Origin of the sequence: Methylobacterium segetis (genome assembly GCF_004348265.1) — a bacterium.
In the GTDB taxonomy this organism is placed as follows: domain Bacteria; phylum Pseudomonadota; class Alphaproteobacteria; order Rhizobiales; family Beijerinckiaceae; genus Methylobacterium; species Methylobacterium segetis.
Genome location: NZ_SMNT01000001.1, coordinates 79,532 through 95,274 on the forward strand (window position 1 = coordinate 79,532; position 15,743 = coordinate 95,274).

The 15,743-nt window shown below is 70.3% G+C and carries 6 protein-coding genes; 4 read left to right on the plus strand and 2 right to left on the minus strand.

What is annotated here, in order from left to right; genetic code table 11:
- Positions 1 to 30: 30 nt before the first annotated feature.
- Positions 31 to 390 carry a hypothetical protein gene (locus tag E1J50_RS00360; protein WP_132249221.1) on the minus strand — a complete coding sequence of 120 codons (360 nt, stop codon included), beginning with the start codon at positions 388 to 390 and terminating at the stop codon, positions 31 to 33.
- A gap of 95 nt (positions 391 to 485) precedes the next feature.
- Here E1J50_RS00360 and E1J50_RS00365 point away from each other — a divergent pair, with 95 nt between their 5' ends.
- Positions 486 to 800 (plus strand): HNH endonuclease family protein, encoded by a 315-nt coding sequence (locus tag E1J50_RS00365; protein ID WP_132249223.1) that lies wholly within the window; start codon positions 486 to 488, stop codon positions 798 to 800.
- Between the two features lie 84 nt (positions 801 to 884).
- Here E1J50_RS00365 and E1J50_RS00370 read toward each other — a convergent pair whose 3' ends face one another.
- Positions 885 to 1,379, minus strand: a complete 495-nt coding sequence (locus E1J50_RS00370; RefSeq protein ID WP_132249225.1) for a hypothetical protein — start codon at positions 1,377 to 1,379, stop codon at positions 885 to 887.
- Between the two features lie 463 nt (positions 1,380 to 1,842).
- Here E1J50_RS00370 and E1J50_RS00375 point away from each other — a divergent pair, with 463 nt between their 5' ends.
- The 3 genes from E1J50_RS00375 (at position 1,843) to E1J50_RS00385 (ending at position 15,631) form a co-directional block, all read left to right on the plus strand.
- Positions 1,843 to 5,307, plus strand: coding sequence for a TM0106 family RecB-like putative nuclease (locus tag E1J50_RS00375; protein WP_132249227.1), 3,465 nt, complete (start codon positions 1,843 to 1,845; stop codon positions 5,305 to 5,307).
- Between the two features lie 80 nt (positions 5,308 to 5,387).
- Positions 5,388 to 12,968: a sacsin N-terminal ATP-binding-like domain-containing protein gene (locus E1J50_RS00380; protein ID WP_132249229.1), complete on the plus strand. Its 7,581-nt coding sequence runs from the start codon at positions 5,388 to 5,390 to the stop codon at positions 12,966 to 12,968.
- Positions 12,965 to 15,631, plus strand: coding sequence for a DEAD/DEAH box helicase (locus E1J50_RS00385; protein ID WP_245516367.1), 2,667 nt, complete (start codon positions 12,965 to 12,967; stop codon positions 15,629 to 15,631). Before E1J50_RS00380 ends, E1J50_RS00385 begins: the two co-directional genes overlap by 4 nt.
- Positions 15,632 to 15,743: the final 112 nt, after the last annotated feature.

Consider the following 15,743-nt stretch of genomic DNA (forward strand, 5'->3'; position numbering starts at 1 on the left):
GAACTACCGACGCACTGTCCACCATCCGCGTCAGCCTGAGGCTTTACGGCCGCGCTTGGCCGGAACCAAGGCGGCGACGATGGACGGCTTGAGCGTCAGGATCTGCCGCCCTTCGCCGTCATCGGTGTGAGCGACGAGCACCAACGCATCAGGATCGCTCATCCCGAGTAGTTCGGCCACACGACAGCAGAACCAGCCGAAGTAAAGATCGAGGGTCTGGCGGTCATCCAAGTCGCAGCGTAGCATGGCATATCCGGGCGCCCCGTACAGTCTCCAGAGCGTCTTGAGACCGTAATCGCTCCGTAGCTTGGGGGCTTCGTTGACGCTTTCGATAGCGTGGATAATAACGCCGGGATCGCTTGTGTCGACCGGCGTCTGTTCGTAGCCCATGCTATATTCCCCTATACGGTTGGACGTGCGCTGGTGGACCCACAGAGCGGTCGCGGTGCCGTGGGGATGCAGAACTCGATAGCGCGGGCTTCAGGATGTACGAAAAACTTGCGCTCGGCCTGGACCAGTTTGCCGGGTCAGAGGCACCCAGCGTAACGCGGTCCCGCTTGATCCACACGGTGGGTAATCTCACGCTGCTCACGCAGGTGCTGAATACCGCGATCAGCAATGGCCCCTTTCGCGAGAAACGAGGGCCGATTGCGCTCAACAGCGCGCTGCGATTGAACGCCCGCTTCCAGGATCAAGCGAAGGACAGCTGGGGAGAAGACGACATCCGTGAGCGGGGCGGTGCACTGTTCAGACAGGCTGTCTCGATCTGGGAGCACCCATCGACCGCTACGGCAGGTTAGGCCGAGGCGGCGCGGGGGCGGATGAGCGAGGCACGGCTCAGCGGGGTATTGGTCAGAGGTGATGGGACCGGCCCGCCGAACGCCTCATCCTGCCGTCCCTGGCTGCTCTGTCGCCCAAGCGAAGACGCGCTGCTGTTCCGCCTTCAGGAAGGCGTGCTCGTCGGAGACCACATAGCCCAAGGAGCGCGCGACGGTCACGAACCCCGCAAGACTTTGTGGGTCGAGGTCCCCCGTCGCGACGTTTTCTTTGTTGACCACGATCGCGCTCAGAAGCGGCCAGCCCTGGCGGTTGGCATACTCGCACAGGCGCGTCAGGTGATCGCCGACCTGCCAGTGAACCTGCGCCCAGGCAGCGCCGCTTTCATCCGCGATGTCCTTGTAGCCGATGAAACGGCGCTCCGCCGCTGCGGCTCGGATGGCGCGCAAAGTCGTATCGAAGCTGAGGCCGCGCCCCCTGCGGCGCTCGTGCTCGGCCAGAAGTGTGAGAAAGAGAGGCGCGTCTGTCCGACCGAGACGGCGGTGATTGGCGATCAGATTCTCAATTTCCTGGTCGCTGTACTCCGTCGGTGCTTTCGGCATGAGATTTCCCCCGCAATTGATGTACAGTCGCCTTGGCCTAATATGGGAGTTGTTTCAAGTTCATAGCCGTTCATTCTGCTTTGGAAGATGCGTAGCCTCCGTTGGTCGATCTAGCGAAAAGCGGTAGACGCCAGCTGGTCGTCGTTGCGCATGGCGATCTTTCTTACAATGTGAGCCTCATCTTAGGCTGACCGGATCGCTTGGCGAGGCGCGTGCTGACCGGCTCGCCGTGGTATTGAGGCGATTGCGTGAGAGCCGAGGGCGGCGCCGCGCGGCATCACGCCAGGTCCGGAGGCCGTCCTCGAAGCCGGGCTTCGTCCGGGGGCCGATCCGCGTGTCTCATTCAGCATGATCGGTTGCCGGTCGCGCAGCGGCCGTCCTGTGTCGCCGCGGCCACAATAACCTGTGGTATGTCCCTTCAACACCATCCCATGACCACGCAGTCGGGTGGCACGGAGGGGACATGCGGGCGTCGACGCACGAGATCGGCCGTCTCTCCCCGACCTTCCTGGCCACATTCCTCGGCTGCACCACGTCGGCGGCCTGGACGCTCGAGAAGCGGCGCGGTCTGCGTCCGGGACCCGAGGCGGTCGTGGATGCCCAGGCCGAACTCATCCAGCGCAAGGGGCAGGAGCACGAGGAGAGCTGCCTCGCCGCGCTCGCCGCGCTTCACGGGCCGCCGGTCGCGATCGCGCGCGACACGCCGGAGCGGTGCATGGTGGAGACGTGGGCCGCCATGGACCGCGGCGCACCGCTGATCGCCCAGGCCGCGCTCGCAGACGGGCCCTGGATCGGCTACGCCGACTTCCTCGTGCGCGTCGAGGCCCCCTGCCCGAGCTGGGCGTGGTCCTACGAGCCGTGGGACGCCAAGCTCGCCCACACGGCGCAACCTGCCCACGTCCTGCAGATCGTCCTCTACGGCGACCTTCTGGAGCGCGTGCAGGGGCGGGTGGCCGAGCACGGCGCGCTGATGCTCGGCAGCGGCGATCCGGCCGTACCCCACGTGACCGAGCGCTTCCGGCTCAGCGAGGTGCGCCACTACGTCCGCCGCGCGGCGCGGCGCCTGGAGCGGTTCGCGGTCGACACGCCGGCGGGTCTGGAGGGCGAGCCGTGCGGCTACTGCGGCAAGTGCGAGTGGGGGGCGGCCTGCGACGACGCCTGGGCCGAGGCCGACCATCTCTGCCGGGTCGCCGACATCCGGCGCAGCCAGCGTCAGCGCCTGATGGAGGCCGGCGTCTCGAGGGCGGCGCTGCTTGGGGGGCTCGAGGCGCGGCGCGTGGCCGGGATCGGGGCGGAGGCGCTCGCCCGCCTCGTCCAGCAGGCGCGGTTGCAGCGGCAGAGCGTGGTCGAGAACCGGCCCGTGCACGAGCTCGTCCCGCACGAGCCCGGACAGGGCTTCGACCGCCTGCCTCCGCCCCACCCGGATGACCTGTTCTTCGACTTCGAGGGCGACCCGATGCACCCGGGCGGCCTGGAGTACCTGTGCGGCGTGCTGTGGCGGGCGCGGCCGGGCGGGGAAGAATTAGACGACGCGGGGGGCGAGACGGGGGACAGCGTAGGCCGGCCGGTGCCGGGGCACCCGGGCCTGCGCTTCCTGGCGATCTGGGCGCACGACCGGGCGCAGGAGAAGCGCGCGCTGACCGCGCTGATGGCCTTCCTCACGCGCCGGCTGGCGGCGTCCCCGGGCGCCCACCTCTATCACTACGCACCCTACGAGAAGACGGCCCTGCGCCGGCTCGCCTCGATGCACGCAGTCGCCGAGGCCGCCGTCGACGATCTGCTGAGGGCAAACCGCATGATCGATCTCTACCGCGTCGTGCGCGAGGCCGTGCGGGTGGGCGAACCCGGCTACTCGATCAAGAACCTCGAGCGTTTCTACATGCCGCCGCGCACCACCGAGGTGCTCTCGGGCGGCGATAGTCTTGTACTTTACGACCGCTGGCGCACCGCCGGGGACGAGGCCGCGCTCGGGGCCATCCATGACTACAACCGCGACGATTGCCGCTCGACGCTCGGCCTGCGCGACTGGCTCGTCGAACTGGCGGAGAAGGCAGGCGTCGGGATCGGGCGGGGGGCCGAGGAGACGACGCCAGAGGCGGACGAGAAGCGCGCGGAGCGGGAGGCGCACGAGCGGGCCCAGGCCGACCTCGAGGCCCGCGTCGCGGGCGATCCGGACCTGCCGGGTGCGGCGGAACGCCAGCTCATGGCCGACCTCGTCGGCTTCCACCGGCGCGAGCAGAAGCCCGCGTGGTGGGCCTACTTCGACCGGCAGGAGCGCGGGCCGGAGGAATTACACGAGGACGAGGAGTGTCTGGCCGCCTGCGAGCGGGACGGTGCGGACTGGATCAGCACCGACAAGCAGAGCCTCACCTACCGCTACCGCTACCCCGAGCAGGAGACGAAGCTGCGCGCGGGCAGCGCGGTTTGCCTCGTGCAGGGCGGGGCCTCGGCCGGCACCATCGTCGCCCTCGATGAGGCGAACCGGCTCGTCACGCTCAGGCGCGGCAGGAGGGGCGAGCCGTTCCCCGACAGGCTCAGCCTCATGCCGGGCCAGCCCATCAAGGACAAGGTGCTGCGGCAGGCGGTGTGGACGTCGGCGGCGGACATGGCCACGGGCGGTGCGGAGTTCCCGCACGTCGCAGCGCTCCTGTCCCGCACGCCGCCGCGCCTGATGGGGCGCGCGCCCGGCGCTCCGGTCATCGCCGAGGCCGACCGCGACGATCCCGCCCGGCTGCTCGCGGCCGCGACCCGGGCGGTGCTGGCGCTCGACTGCTCGTGGCTGGTGATCCAGGGCCCGCCCGGCACGGGCAAGACCTACACGACCTCTCACCTCATCGCGGCGCTGATCGCCGAGGGGAAGACGGTCGGCATCGCCTCGAACAGCCACAAGGCGATCGACAACGTGCTGCACGCGGTCGAGGAGCGGCTGCATGAGGCAGGGTGCCCCCTCGAGAAGCTCGGACAGAAGAAGGACAGCGGCGAGGACGGCTTCGCGGGCCGCGGCTACGTCGCCAGCGTCACCGAGAACAAGTATGTCGACCCCGATCTGCCGATCCTGGCCGGCACCGCGTGGCTGTTCGCCCGCGAGGAGCTGCGCGGCAGCCGAGACGTGCTGTTCGTCGACGAGGCGGGGCAGGTCTCGCTCGGCAACCTCGTGGCGATGGCTCAAGCTGCGCGCGCCCTCGTGCTGATCGGCGACCAGATGCAGCTCGCCCAGCCGATCCAGGGTGCGCACCCGCGCGACAGCGGCTGTTCAGTCCTCGACCACCTGCTGGAGGGCCACGCGGTGGTGCCCCCCGAGCGCGGCATCTTCCTCTCGCGCACGTGGCGGATGCACCCGGACCTGTGCGGCTTCGTCTCGGCGGCCGTCTACGACGGGCAGCTCCAGGCGGAGGCTGGCTGCGCCAACCAGAAGCTGGTGCTCGCCCCCGGCGCCCACCCGGCCTTGAAACCCGCGGGGCTCGCCTTCCGCCCCGTGGTCCACACCGGCTGCCGGCAGCGGTCGCAGGCGGAGGTCGACGAGGTGCGCGCGATCCTCGACAGCCTGCTCGGGCAGCGCGTGGTCGACCGGAAGGGACGGGAGCGCAGGATGTCGTTGGACGACGTCCTGGTGGTCGCCCCCTACAACATGCAGGTGAACCTCTTGAAGCGCTGCCTGCCCGAGGGCGCGCGGATCGGCACGGTCGACAAGTTCCAGGGGCAGGAGGCGGAGGTCGTCCTCGTCTCGATGGCCACCTCCGGTGCGGATGACATGCCGCGCGACGCGGCCTTCCTGCTCTCGCGCAACCGGTTCAACGTCGCCATCAGCCGGGCGCGGTGTCTCGCCGTCCTCGTCGCCTCGCCGGGGCTTCTCGATCTTGTTGCGAAGAACGTCGAGGAGATGCGGCTGGCCAACCTGTTCTGCTGGGCCGCGGAGGCCTCCGGGTAGGCTGCGTCTCAGGCCGCCAGCATGAAGGACCCCGCCCGATCCGGCCCCGTCGGATTGCCCCCCACCCGAGAACCGCCCGCATGTCCGCCTACGAGATCGATCACTCCTCGGTCATCCGGTCCATCCGCAACGATCTGCAGGATCGGTACAGGAGTCTGTTCTCGGTTCTGAAAGAACTGATCCAGAACGCGGACGACGCCGAGGCCGGGCGCCTGTCGATCGATCTACGGGAGGGGATCGAAGGTGTTAGAAACCCGCTGCTGGCCGGTCCGGGCCTGCTCGTCGTCAACGATGGAGGCTTTACCGCCGAGAATGAACGGGGCATCCGGCACCACTCGGCCAGCAGCAAGACGGAGGAGGCCGGCTCCGCGGGCCGGTTCGGCCTCGGTCAGAAAGCGGTCTTCCACCTGTGCGACGCCTTCGTGGTGATGCCGGCAAAGTACGGCGACGGCTTCGCGCCCTTCGTCATCAATCCCTTCCACGGCATCGAGACGACCCGCGCGATCACCGGGACGTGGGAGGATGTCGCGGCTGATGCCGCGCGCCTGCAGGCGCATGTGGACTCTGCCGCCTTCCCCGGGCGGCACTTGGCGCTCTGGTTGCCGCTGCGGCGCAGCGACCTGCACCCTGCCCCCGGTATGGCCTTCGTCCAGCAACGCTACGACGACGAGGCCGCACGCCGCAGGCTCATGGACGAACTGCTCGGGCGCGACGCCGACCTGGCGACGATCCTCGCCGCGGCGCGCCATCTCGACCGGATTGACCTCAGGTGGCGCGGCACGGACGCGCTGTCGCTGGTCCGCTCGGGTGGGCGGCTCGCCTACCTGCGCAACGCGCAGGCCGGATCGAGTAGCGACACGACGGGCGAGGCGCGCACGTTCGGCGGCGCGATCACGCTGACCACCCGCGCCGGCCCCCGGGAGGTCCGTTTCGCCGGGATCGAGGTCTTGTCGACGGATGCGGACCTTCGCGCCGTCATGGATGACCCGCACTGGCCCTCCACACTGACGATCGAGGGCGAGACGGTTCGGGAGAAGGCGCTGCCGCACGGCGCGGGGCTGCTGGTGCGCGACGCATCGCCGAAGTCCGGCCTCGCGCTCGACTGGGGGGTGTTCCTACCGACCGGCGAGCGGCCCGCGGCGACGGTCGATCTTGCCGACGCCACGGGGCCCCCCCTTGCGTTGCACCTGTTCCTGCACGGCTACTTCTTCGTCGATCCCGGGCGGCGCGCGATCCTCGGTCTGGCCGAGGACGGCGCGGACGCCGACGGGACGCAGGCCGATCGGGTTCCCGCCAGCTGGAACCGTACGCTGCGCGACCGCGCGGTGCTGGCGCACCTTCCGGACCTGCTCCTGGCCGCGGTCGGGGACACGGTGCTGTCCCCGGACGATCTCGCCAGCCTCGTGCGGGCTCTGGCCGGGAGCCGGTGGTTTGCCGCACATCGGTCCGCGATCGGGGCGCGGTCCATACTCGCCGAGGTGTGGGACGGGCGCCGGACCGCCTGGGCGACGCTCGGATCGGACGCATCCCTTCGCCCGCTTCCGGCCGCCCTCCTCGGCACCCCGGCGGACATGCGCGCGCTCCTGCCCGATCTCGACGCCTTCGCGGGGGAGCGCGGGCTCACGCTCTGCGCAGCCGATGAGGACGGGACGGCGCGCGCCCTCACGGCGGAGGCGCCGGCATGGCGGGCACCGGAACTGGCGGTGCTGCTGGAGATGACGCCGCCCGACGCCCTCCGGCGGCAAAGGCGGGTCGATGCGCTCGTGCGGATCCTCGACCGTGCGGGCGCGGGGTCGGTCGCGCCGGAAGCGGTCGGAGCCGTCCTGCGGCGCAAGCTGCGCGAAGCCATCGCGCAGGACGCGCCACGCTTCCCACCAGACGAGAGTATGCGTGCGCTCGTGCGGCACGTCCCGACCGGCACGGTCGTGTTCCTGCCCGAGCGCGCGACCCACGGCGCCGTCCTGCGCGCGCTCGCGTGTGCGCCTGTCGACGTGCTGGTCGTCAGGGCAGCGTGGCAGGGGTCGGGGGGGCCATCGCGCATGCTGGAGCGCGGCCAACTCGCGGGTTTGCTGCGCGCGCTCGAACCTCTCGCCATCCACGACCGGGAGGAGGCTCGCGCCGAGCGGGCTGTCGCGGCTGCAACGGTGCTGGTGCAGGCGAGCGGCGCGGCGCTCGGCGCCCTAGCCCGCGACCCGGACCTGCGCGACATCCGCCTGTTCCCGGTCACGCAGGAGCCCGGAGGCGCGCGCACGGTGCTGTCGATCCGCGAACTCGCCGACGCCGCGGTTCGCGGGTCGCTCCTCATCAGGTCGGTCGACACCAACACGCATCTCAAGCCGTTGCTCGCCGCGCTCCCGGGCCTCGCGCTGTCGATCATCCCGGCAAATGACAAGGAATCGCTGGCTGGCACGCCCGGCATGGAGGCCTGGAGCGGGAACCTCGATTCGGGCGCCATAGTCCGGTTCGTCAACGTCGCGATGCGGTTCAGCGAGGACGCGGACGCACGCGGGGCGCTCGCGGCGAGAATCCGGGAGAGGGGGACTCAGGATGCCGCTCGGACCACGGCCCTGCGCCGGTTGCTCGCCGGCGTCGCCGAGGCCGGGGAGGCTGGCGCGAAGCTCTACTGTAGCTGCTGGCCCCGCCTCGCGCCGCTTGTCGAGCGCCTCCTGCGAGGCGATGCGGCGTACCTCGCCGCGGACACGATCCTAGACGACATGACGCGGAGCGAGTGCAGCGCGCTCGGCCTGATCCCGCTGGATGCGCCGGAGTTCGAGCGCCGATTGGCCGACGCCCTCGAGCGAGGTCGCTTCGAAGCCTCCGAGGCGGAGGGCCAGCTCCTGCTCGGTTGCGGGCTGTCCGCCGATCTGCTGCGCCGCCTGCCGATCCACGAGCTCGAAACCGGGGGGCGGGTCGCCATCGACGATACGACGTGCCTCGCCACCGATCGGCCTCTCCCCGCCGCGCTCGGGTCCCTCCTGTGGCGCGTGCGCCGGGCGCCGGACGCGCAGACGCTCCGGGTGCAACGCGAACTCCTGCCGGCTCACAATGCGCTCGCTGAACTGAGGGCGGCCTTGCGTGGCCTGCAGGCAAGTTCCGCCGCGCCGGACGCGCTGGAAGGTGTCATCCTCGATGCGCTCTCCGATCTGGGCGCTGAGCCGATGCCGCAGGACGTGCGGGACGGCCTGCGCAGGACGGCTTGGCTCACGCTCGGCGGCCACCCGGTCTCGCCCGACGACGTGCTGGACCTGCCGGAGGCGGTCGGCGCGGCGGCCGCGCGCCTCCTCGGGCGGGGGCGGGCGCTGGCGTTCCACCCGGTGTCGAGCCTGCCCGCAGAAACACAGGCCCGTCCGGGTTTTCGCACGCTGCGCTCGGCCGTTCTGCCGAGCGGGCCGGACTCGTTCAAGGCGCTCGCGCTGCAGATCGCCGAGGCCGGCTCCGTCGGCCTCCCGATGGCTTGGGCCGAAGCGCATCGCCGCGACCTGTCCACGCTCGCGCGGGCGGGCCTCGACCTCGCGCTGCCTGGCTGGCCGCTCGCCGCGGCGCTCGTGGACATCGAGGACGAGAGCGCGGCTTCCTGCCTGCACGCGCTTGCGTCCGCACGCACGGTCGAGGATCTCGGCGCCGTCCTGAATGCGTTCGCCGCGGAGGGGGGCCGCGTCGGCATGCGGGGCGAGGCCGGGCGGCGCCTTTATCGTACGACGTTCGAGGCGGGCATCGGACGCCTCGATGTCGGCGAGCGCCGACGGCTCTTCGCCGCGACGGAGGTCCCGACGCACGACGGGGGCTGGCGACCGGGACGTCAGGTGGCAGCGCACGGTGCGGGGATCGCACCGGCCTGCCTGCTCGATCCGGACCTCGCCGAGTTCCTCGAGCGGTCCGGCGGCGCGTCGGCCCGCGCGAGCCCGAACGCGGCCGGCGCGGCGGCCGAGGGTGAGGACGCCGAACCGGCCGGCGAGGGCCTCTGCGACCTGGACGCGCGCTCGGCGCAGGGTTTCGAGGACTTCCTGAAGGAGCTGCGCGGCCGTCTCCCGGAAGACCTCGCCCTCACCCTGCTCGCGCTCGCCGGACGGTTCCCGGCCATGCGGGCGGTCATGGCACGGTGGCAGGGCAGTGCGACGCGCGGGATCGACGACCACCTGGACGACGTCGACCGGGCGGTCGGCGCCTGCCTGACGGGCGTGACGCTGGCGCAGGAGATCGCGGGGCGACGCCTGATCCTGCAGCGGGTCGTGGACGGCGACGTCTGGGCCGTCGCGCTCAGCGGCGACCGCTTCGTGGCGCGTGGGGATGCCGGGTGCGCGCTCCTGCTCGGCAACGGGCACGAGACCGCCCGACGCGCGGGCCTGCCGGACGGGTGCGCCGTGAACGTCTACGTCCTCCAGATCCGGCCGTCCGTCCTGGCGGGGATGCCGGTCCAGGAGGTCATGGCCGCCGTGCGCAGCCTCACCCGCACGGTCGCCGACCGCTGCCTGTGCCTCCACATGTCGCGTCAGATGCAGGCCGTGGACGGCCTGCGCGGCATGACCGGGGACCTCGCGCAGGACCTCATCGGACGCACGCAGGAGGCCCTGCGCGAGGAGCTGCCGACCGTCCTGAGGCAGTTCAGGCTCAAGGCCGATCGCGTGCTGCGCGGGCTGGTCGAGGCACACGAGCGGGCGACCGATGCCCGGCACGCTCACCCGGCCGCGCGGGAAGACGCCCGCGCGGCCGCGGAGCAAGCGCTGTGGGACGGGCTGATGCGCGATCCGTCGGCTCAGACCGCGCTCCTCGGCCGCGTGCGCGCGCACGCTGAGACGTTCGGCTACGACCCGGCGCGCGTCGTGCTCGAATTGTTCCAGAACGCCGACGACGCCACGGGGCAGCGGGATCGGTCGGAAGGTCCGCGGACCTTCCGGCTGCGGGGCGGGCCGGACGGCTTCGATGCCGTGCACTGGGGGCGCCCGATCAATCACCGCGGATCGAACCGCGAGGCGGGCGAGAGAAAGAACTATCACCGCGACCTTCAGAACATGCTGTTGATGCACGTCTCGGACAAACCCGGCGGGACGCGGACCACGGGCAAGTACGGATTGGGCTTCAAGTCGGTCCACTTGCTCGCCAGCGAAATCCGCATCGCCTCCGATCTCCTGGCCGCGCGGATCGTCGGCGGCATGCTTCCGGACGAGTGGCCCGAGGGGCCGGGCGAGGTAGCGGACGATCGCCTAAACGGCTGCCCAGCCACGCTGGTCCGCGTGCCGTTCGACCTCGACCGCGCCGGGGACGGACAGCGTGCGGTCGGCAGATTCTCCGACTGCGCTCCCTACCTGCCGCTCTTCGCCAAGGCGATCCGGCGCGGGGAGGTGGAGGACGGGAGCGTGTCGCGCCGCTACGAGTTGCGGACGGACCAGCCGCTGGCTGCCGGCGTTGACGAGGTTCGCCTAGCGCGGGTGGAGGGATCAAGGCCCTACGCGGCGCTCCTCGTCGATCTCGACGACGGCTACACCCTCGCGCTCGGGCGCGACGAGATGGGCCCGTGCGCGTTCGAGGGCGTGCCCCGCCTGTGGTGGACGACGCCCCTCGATGTGGCGGTGGACTCGAGCTGGATGCTCGACGGCCCGTTCCCGCTCAGCCCGAACCGAACCGCGCTCGCAAGCGGGGCCGACGTACAGGCCGAGCTGTTCGCGCGCCTGGGCGACGCGCTCGGCCGGCGGCTCGCGGCGCTCTGGCGCGCCGCCTCGCAGGACTGGTCGAGGCTCGCCGCCGCACTCGGGCTCGACCCCGTGGAAGCGCCGTCCGCGAAGTTCTTCGGGCGTCTGTGGGACGTCCTGCGCCGCGACCTCGACGATCCCCTGGCACGACATCTCCACGGCCCGGGTCGCGGGCTCGGCGCTCTGGCCGCGGTGGCGCCGGTCGTGCCGGCGGGCGAGGAGGGGGCCTCCGGCGCACGCATCCGCGCGGGCGAGGCCGTGGGCCAGTTCGGCGGTGCTCTTCGCGATCCGGGGCTGCGGGCAGCGGTCGCGGCCTGGGACGGCTCGGCAGCGCGACAAGGCAGGACGGTCGGGCGCGCGACGGCAAACGATCTGACCCAGCTCGGCTTCGGCGTGCTGCCTACTATCACCGCCGAGAGCCTCCTGCGCCACGAGCTGCGAGCCGTGGATCACCGGGTTTCCCCGGCGATGGCGGCCCGGCTCAACGAGGTGTTCACGAACGACGCCCTCTGGCGCCCTCCGTTATTGGAGGAATGCGTGCCACTGCGCGCGTTGGTCGGCAGCGCCCTGTTCCTGGATCGGGCGGGTGGTTGGCGTCCTGTCAGCGATCTCACCGTACCCCGGCAGGAATCGGACCAGGAGAACCTGCAGGCTCGCTTCGCGCCGCTCGAACGCGTGCTCGCCGACGCCTACGACGCGGCCGGCCGCGCGTTCGTGCTCCTCGCTCGGGCACAGTCGGGATACGGCCCCAATGGGAAGCTGCGTCGCGCCTGGGCAGAGCGCGCCACGACGACGGACGCGCGGAAAGCGGTCTTGCGCTTCCTCGTTACCGAGGACGTCCGTGACGATTTCCTCGGGTGCGTACTGAGCGATCCGCCCGAGTGGATGCGTCCTCTCGCGTCCGCGGCGGACGGCCCTTGGGCGTGCGACTTGGAGCCCGAGGAGCGCAACAAGCTGCGGGCCAAGCTCACCGGCTACGCGCCGCCGGTCCCGATCTTCACACCGGTGTCCGGGCCGGTGGACGACTTGCCGACCCGTTCCGCCGCGGAGGCGCTCGACGCGATCTGGGACTGGTGGACGGTCGAGCGCGAAGGGCTGATCCGCCGGTACGAGGCCGTCGTCTACCCGCCGGACCTGCGTCCCCTCGCCCTGCCGCGGGCGTCGAGCCGTACCGATCTCGAGTCGCGCGCCCCCTGGTTCACCTTCCTGGCGCTAGCCTGCTTCCAGGGGTTCGGCGGCACGCAGGACGGACAGCACCGGACCTTCGTCGAGGCCGCGGCGGCGCAGGGCTGGTGGGCGGAGTTGTCCCGGGCGCCCCCCGACGCCGACCCCGGGGTCTGGCTCGCGCGCCTGCGGGAATGGGCGGGCGACGCGCTGCCCGATCTCGCGTACTGGCGTTGGCGCCGTACGCTGATCGACCTCTACAAGATCGCCCGGTGGCTGCCGCAATACGCCTGGATCGCCACGAACCTGCCGCGCGCGATCGAGTGCGCGCCGACGAGGGTCATCAGCCTGAGCGACGTCCTCGCGCCCTCCTTCTCGCCGGTCTGGCGCGAGGCTGAGATCGAGGCGGCACCGCTCGTGCGGACGTTCGGCCTGGGTGCCAACTGGATGGTGCGCGAGCTCGCGCGGTCGGGCTTCTGGGATGGGCGAGGGCGGACGGTCATGGCGCCCTACGGGTGGGCCTCGACTGCACGCGTCCGCCGCCTCCTCAACGGCCTCGGTGCGGGGCTCGGCGACGAGGGCGCGATGGATATGAGTCCGGCCATCTGGGCGTTTGTCTCGACCCACCTCTCCCATCGGCAGGCGGACCTCCTGCGCGATGGCGACCTACCTTTGCAGTTGATCACGCTGAAGGCTCATGAAACCACCTTCCTGCGCTGTCGCGGCGGCTTGCTGGACGCTAACGCGTCCTGGCTGGAAGAGGATGAGGACGAGGGCAACGACTACGATCTCCCGGACGCCGCCGAATGAGCCGGACTTTCGCGCAGAGCACGGCCGTCGACCACCCGCGCCATGGCGCTGGCCGGGTGGTGATGCAGGCCGGCGACCTCGTCATCGTCGAGTTCGAGGGCGGCCTGCAGCGCGTGCCGGCCGACGAGTTGTCCGCCGCGGCGAGCCTGGCCTCCGCCCTCACTGAGGGCGGGGTCGGCGATCCGGTAGAGGCGGTGCTGCGCGCGCAGGCGCTCGCCATCACCTCGGTCAACGAGCAGTGGGGGGTGTTCTCCCGCTCCCGCGTGCAGATCCTGCCCCATCAGCTGTGGGTTTGCCGCAAGGTGACCGCCGCGTGGCCGTTCCGCTGGCTCGTCGCCGACGACGTGGGCCTGGGTCAGACGATCGAGGCCGGCCTGATCCTGATGCCGCTGCTCGCGGCCAACCGCGTGCGCCGGCTCTTGGTCCTGGCGCCCGCCAAGCTCGTGCCACAGTGGCGCGCGCGCATGAAGACGATGTTCGACATCCGGCTGCAACAATATGTGGCTGATGCCGACTCGGCCCGCAGCAACTTCTGGGATACGGCCGCGATGGCGGTGGCCTCGTTCCACACCCTGCGCGCCGATGGGCGCGGCGCGCGAACCCGTCTTTTGGAGGCCGACCCTTGGGACCTCGTGATCGTCGACGAGGCTCACCACCTCAACCTCGACGAGCGCAGCGGCGACACCCTTGCGTACGCGCTCCTGCGGGAAATGCAGGAGCGGGGCCGCATCGCCTCGCTGCTGCTGTTCAGCGGCACTCCGCACCGAGGCAAGGATTACGGCTTTTTCGGCCTGATGCGGCTTCTACGACCCGACCTGTTCGACGCCGACGCGGACCGGGAGGGTCAGTTCGCCGCCCTGCCTCAGGCGATGATCCGCAACAACAAGGCAACGGTCACGGACCTTAGGGGCGAGCGCCTGTTCCGGCCGGTCGTCACTAAGAGCCGCGACTACGCCTACTCGGAGGCCGAGGAGCTGTTCTACCGCACGCTCAGCGACTTCATCCTGGACGGGCGCGCCTACGCGGACAGCTTGACCGGTCGGGCGCAGACCACCCGCATGTTAGTCCTCATCACCCTGCAGAAGCTCGCTGCGAGCTCGATCGCCGCCATCTCGCATGCCCTGACCCGGCGGCGGGACAAATTGAAGGGGGTGCTGGCCGCGGGGCGCGGACGCGAAGAGCCCCCGGCGCACACGGGGGAGCCCAGCGAGGATGAGGACGCGGGTCCGGATTTTGCTGCCCTGCTGATGGAGAACGAGATCGCCCGGCTCGACGAGCTGATCGCGCTCGCCGCCGCCGCGTCGCCTGAGACCAAAATCGCGCGCCTGCTCGACCTGATCGAAGGCGAGCTCAGACCCGATGAGCCGGTGTTGTTCTTCACCGAGTACAAGGCCACGCAGGCCCTGGTCCTGAACGCACTGCACGCGCGGTTCGGGGCAGACACCGGGACTTTCATCAACGGCGACGAGCGGCTCGACGGTGTGGTCTCGCGGAGCGGATCGCAGACCGTCTCCGTTGGCCGCGAAGCGGCCGCGGACGCCTTCAACGCGGGTAGGGTTCGCTTCCTCATCTCGACGGAGGCCGGGGGCGAGGGCATCGATCTCCAGGAACGCTGCTCGACGCTGATCCACGTCGATATGCCCTGGAACCCGATGCGGCTGCACCAGCGTGTCGGGCGCCTCTCTCGCTACGGTCAGCGCGAGGAGGTGCGCGTTTTCCTGCTGCGCAACCCGGCCACGGTCGAGTCACGGATCTGGGATCTGCTGACCGCGAAGCTCGAGCGCATCCAGGCCGCGCTTTCTAACGCGATGGAGGAGCGGGAGGACATAGCCCGCCTGGTCATCGGCATCGCCGGTGAGAGCTTCTTCAATGACCTCTACGCGGGGGCGGAGGGGCGGCGCGGCGGTCGATTGACCGATTGGTTCGACGAGAAGACAGCGACGCTGGGCGGGCGCGACGTAATCGACACCGCGCGCGACCTTTTCGGCAACGTCGCCCGTTTCGACTTTCAGGAAGTCGGCCGCGACGTGCCGAAGGTCGACCTACCCGCTCTCGAACCGTTCTTCACGGCGGTTCTGCAGTGGCACGGCCGGCGTGTCAGCCGAGGAGAGGACGGCGGCCTGGCCTTCAAGACGCCGTCAGCGTGGCGGGCCAAGTCGTGGAGCGTCGAGGATCGCTATGAGGGCCTCGTTTTCGACCGCACGCTCAAGGGCGAGAACGCAGCCGGCCGCGTTCTCGGTGTTGGTCATCAGCTCATGGATCTTGCCATCCGAGAGACGACCGATCTTCCGGCGCGATTGGCCGCGATCCACGACCTGGATACTCCGCTTTTGATCGTTAGCGTCGAGGATGAAATCACGGGCACAGGCAGCACAGCGCGGCGACTAATTTTTGGAATCAAGCAATCGCAGGGGGATGTGAGCATCTTTCAGGACTGGGACCTCCTCGTGCATCTTGGTGGTTTCACGCGCAGCGTACATCCCGCCGTAGCGACGAGCGAGAACGACGATCGCCAGGATTCTGCAACCGCAGCCGCCGAACTGCTCCTGACGGCTTTCCAGCGAGCCATGCCGCCGACGACGAGGATCTTCCTCCGCCCGACCGCCCGCGCTGAAATGCTATTCATGCCGACCACCGCGCCGATACAGACCACCGTTGGGTGATTGCACGCACACTGGTGTAGCTCTCCCGCTCCCACCGCCTCGCCATTCGCTGGGAACACCGCGCCGACCTACTTTGTGAACTTCAGGAAGCTGTTCTGCGCCCATGTCTACC

Excerpts from the sequence above, each read along its gene's own strand:
- E1J50_RS00360 (WP_132249221.1), bottom strand. The coding sequence starts at position 390 with ATGGGCTACGAACAGACGCCGGTCGACACAAGCGATCCCGGCGTTATT.
- E1J50_RS00375 (WP_132249227.1), top strand. The coding sequence starts at position 1,843 with ATGCGGGCGTCGACGCACGAGATCGGCCGTCTCTCCCCGACCTTCCTG.
- E1J50_RS00385 (WP_245516367.1), top strand. The coding sequence starts at position 12,965 with ATGAGCCGGACTTTCGCGCAGAGCACGGCCGTCGACCACCCGCGCCAT.
- E1J50_RS00365 (WP_132249223.1), top strand. The coding sequence starts at position 486 with ATGTACGAAAAACTTGCGCTCGGCCTGGACCAGTTTGCCGGGTCAGAG.
- E1J50_RS00380 (WP_132249229.1), top strand. The coding sequence starts at position 5,388 with ATGTCCGCCTACGAGATCGATCACTCCTCGGTCATCCGGTCCATCCGC.
- E1J50_RS00370 (WP_132249225.1), bottom strand. The coding sequence starts at position 1,379 with ATGCCGAAAGCACCGACGGAGTACAGCGACCAGGAAATTGAGAATCTG.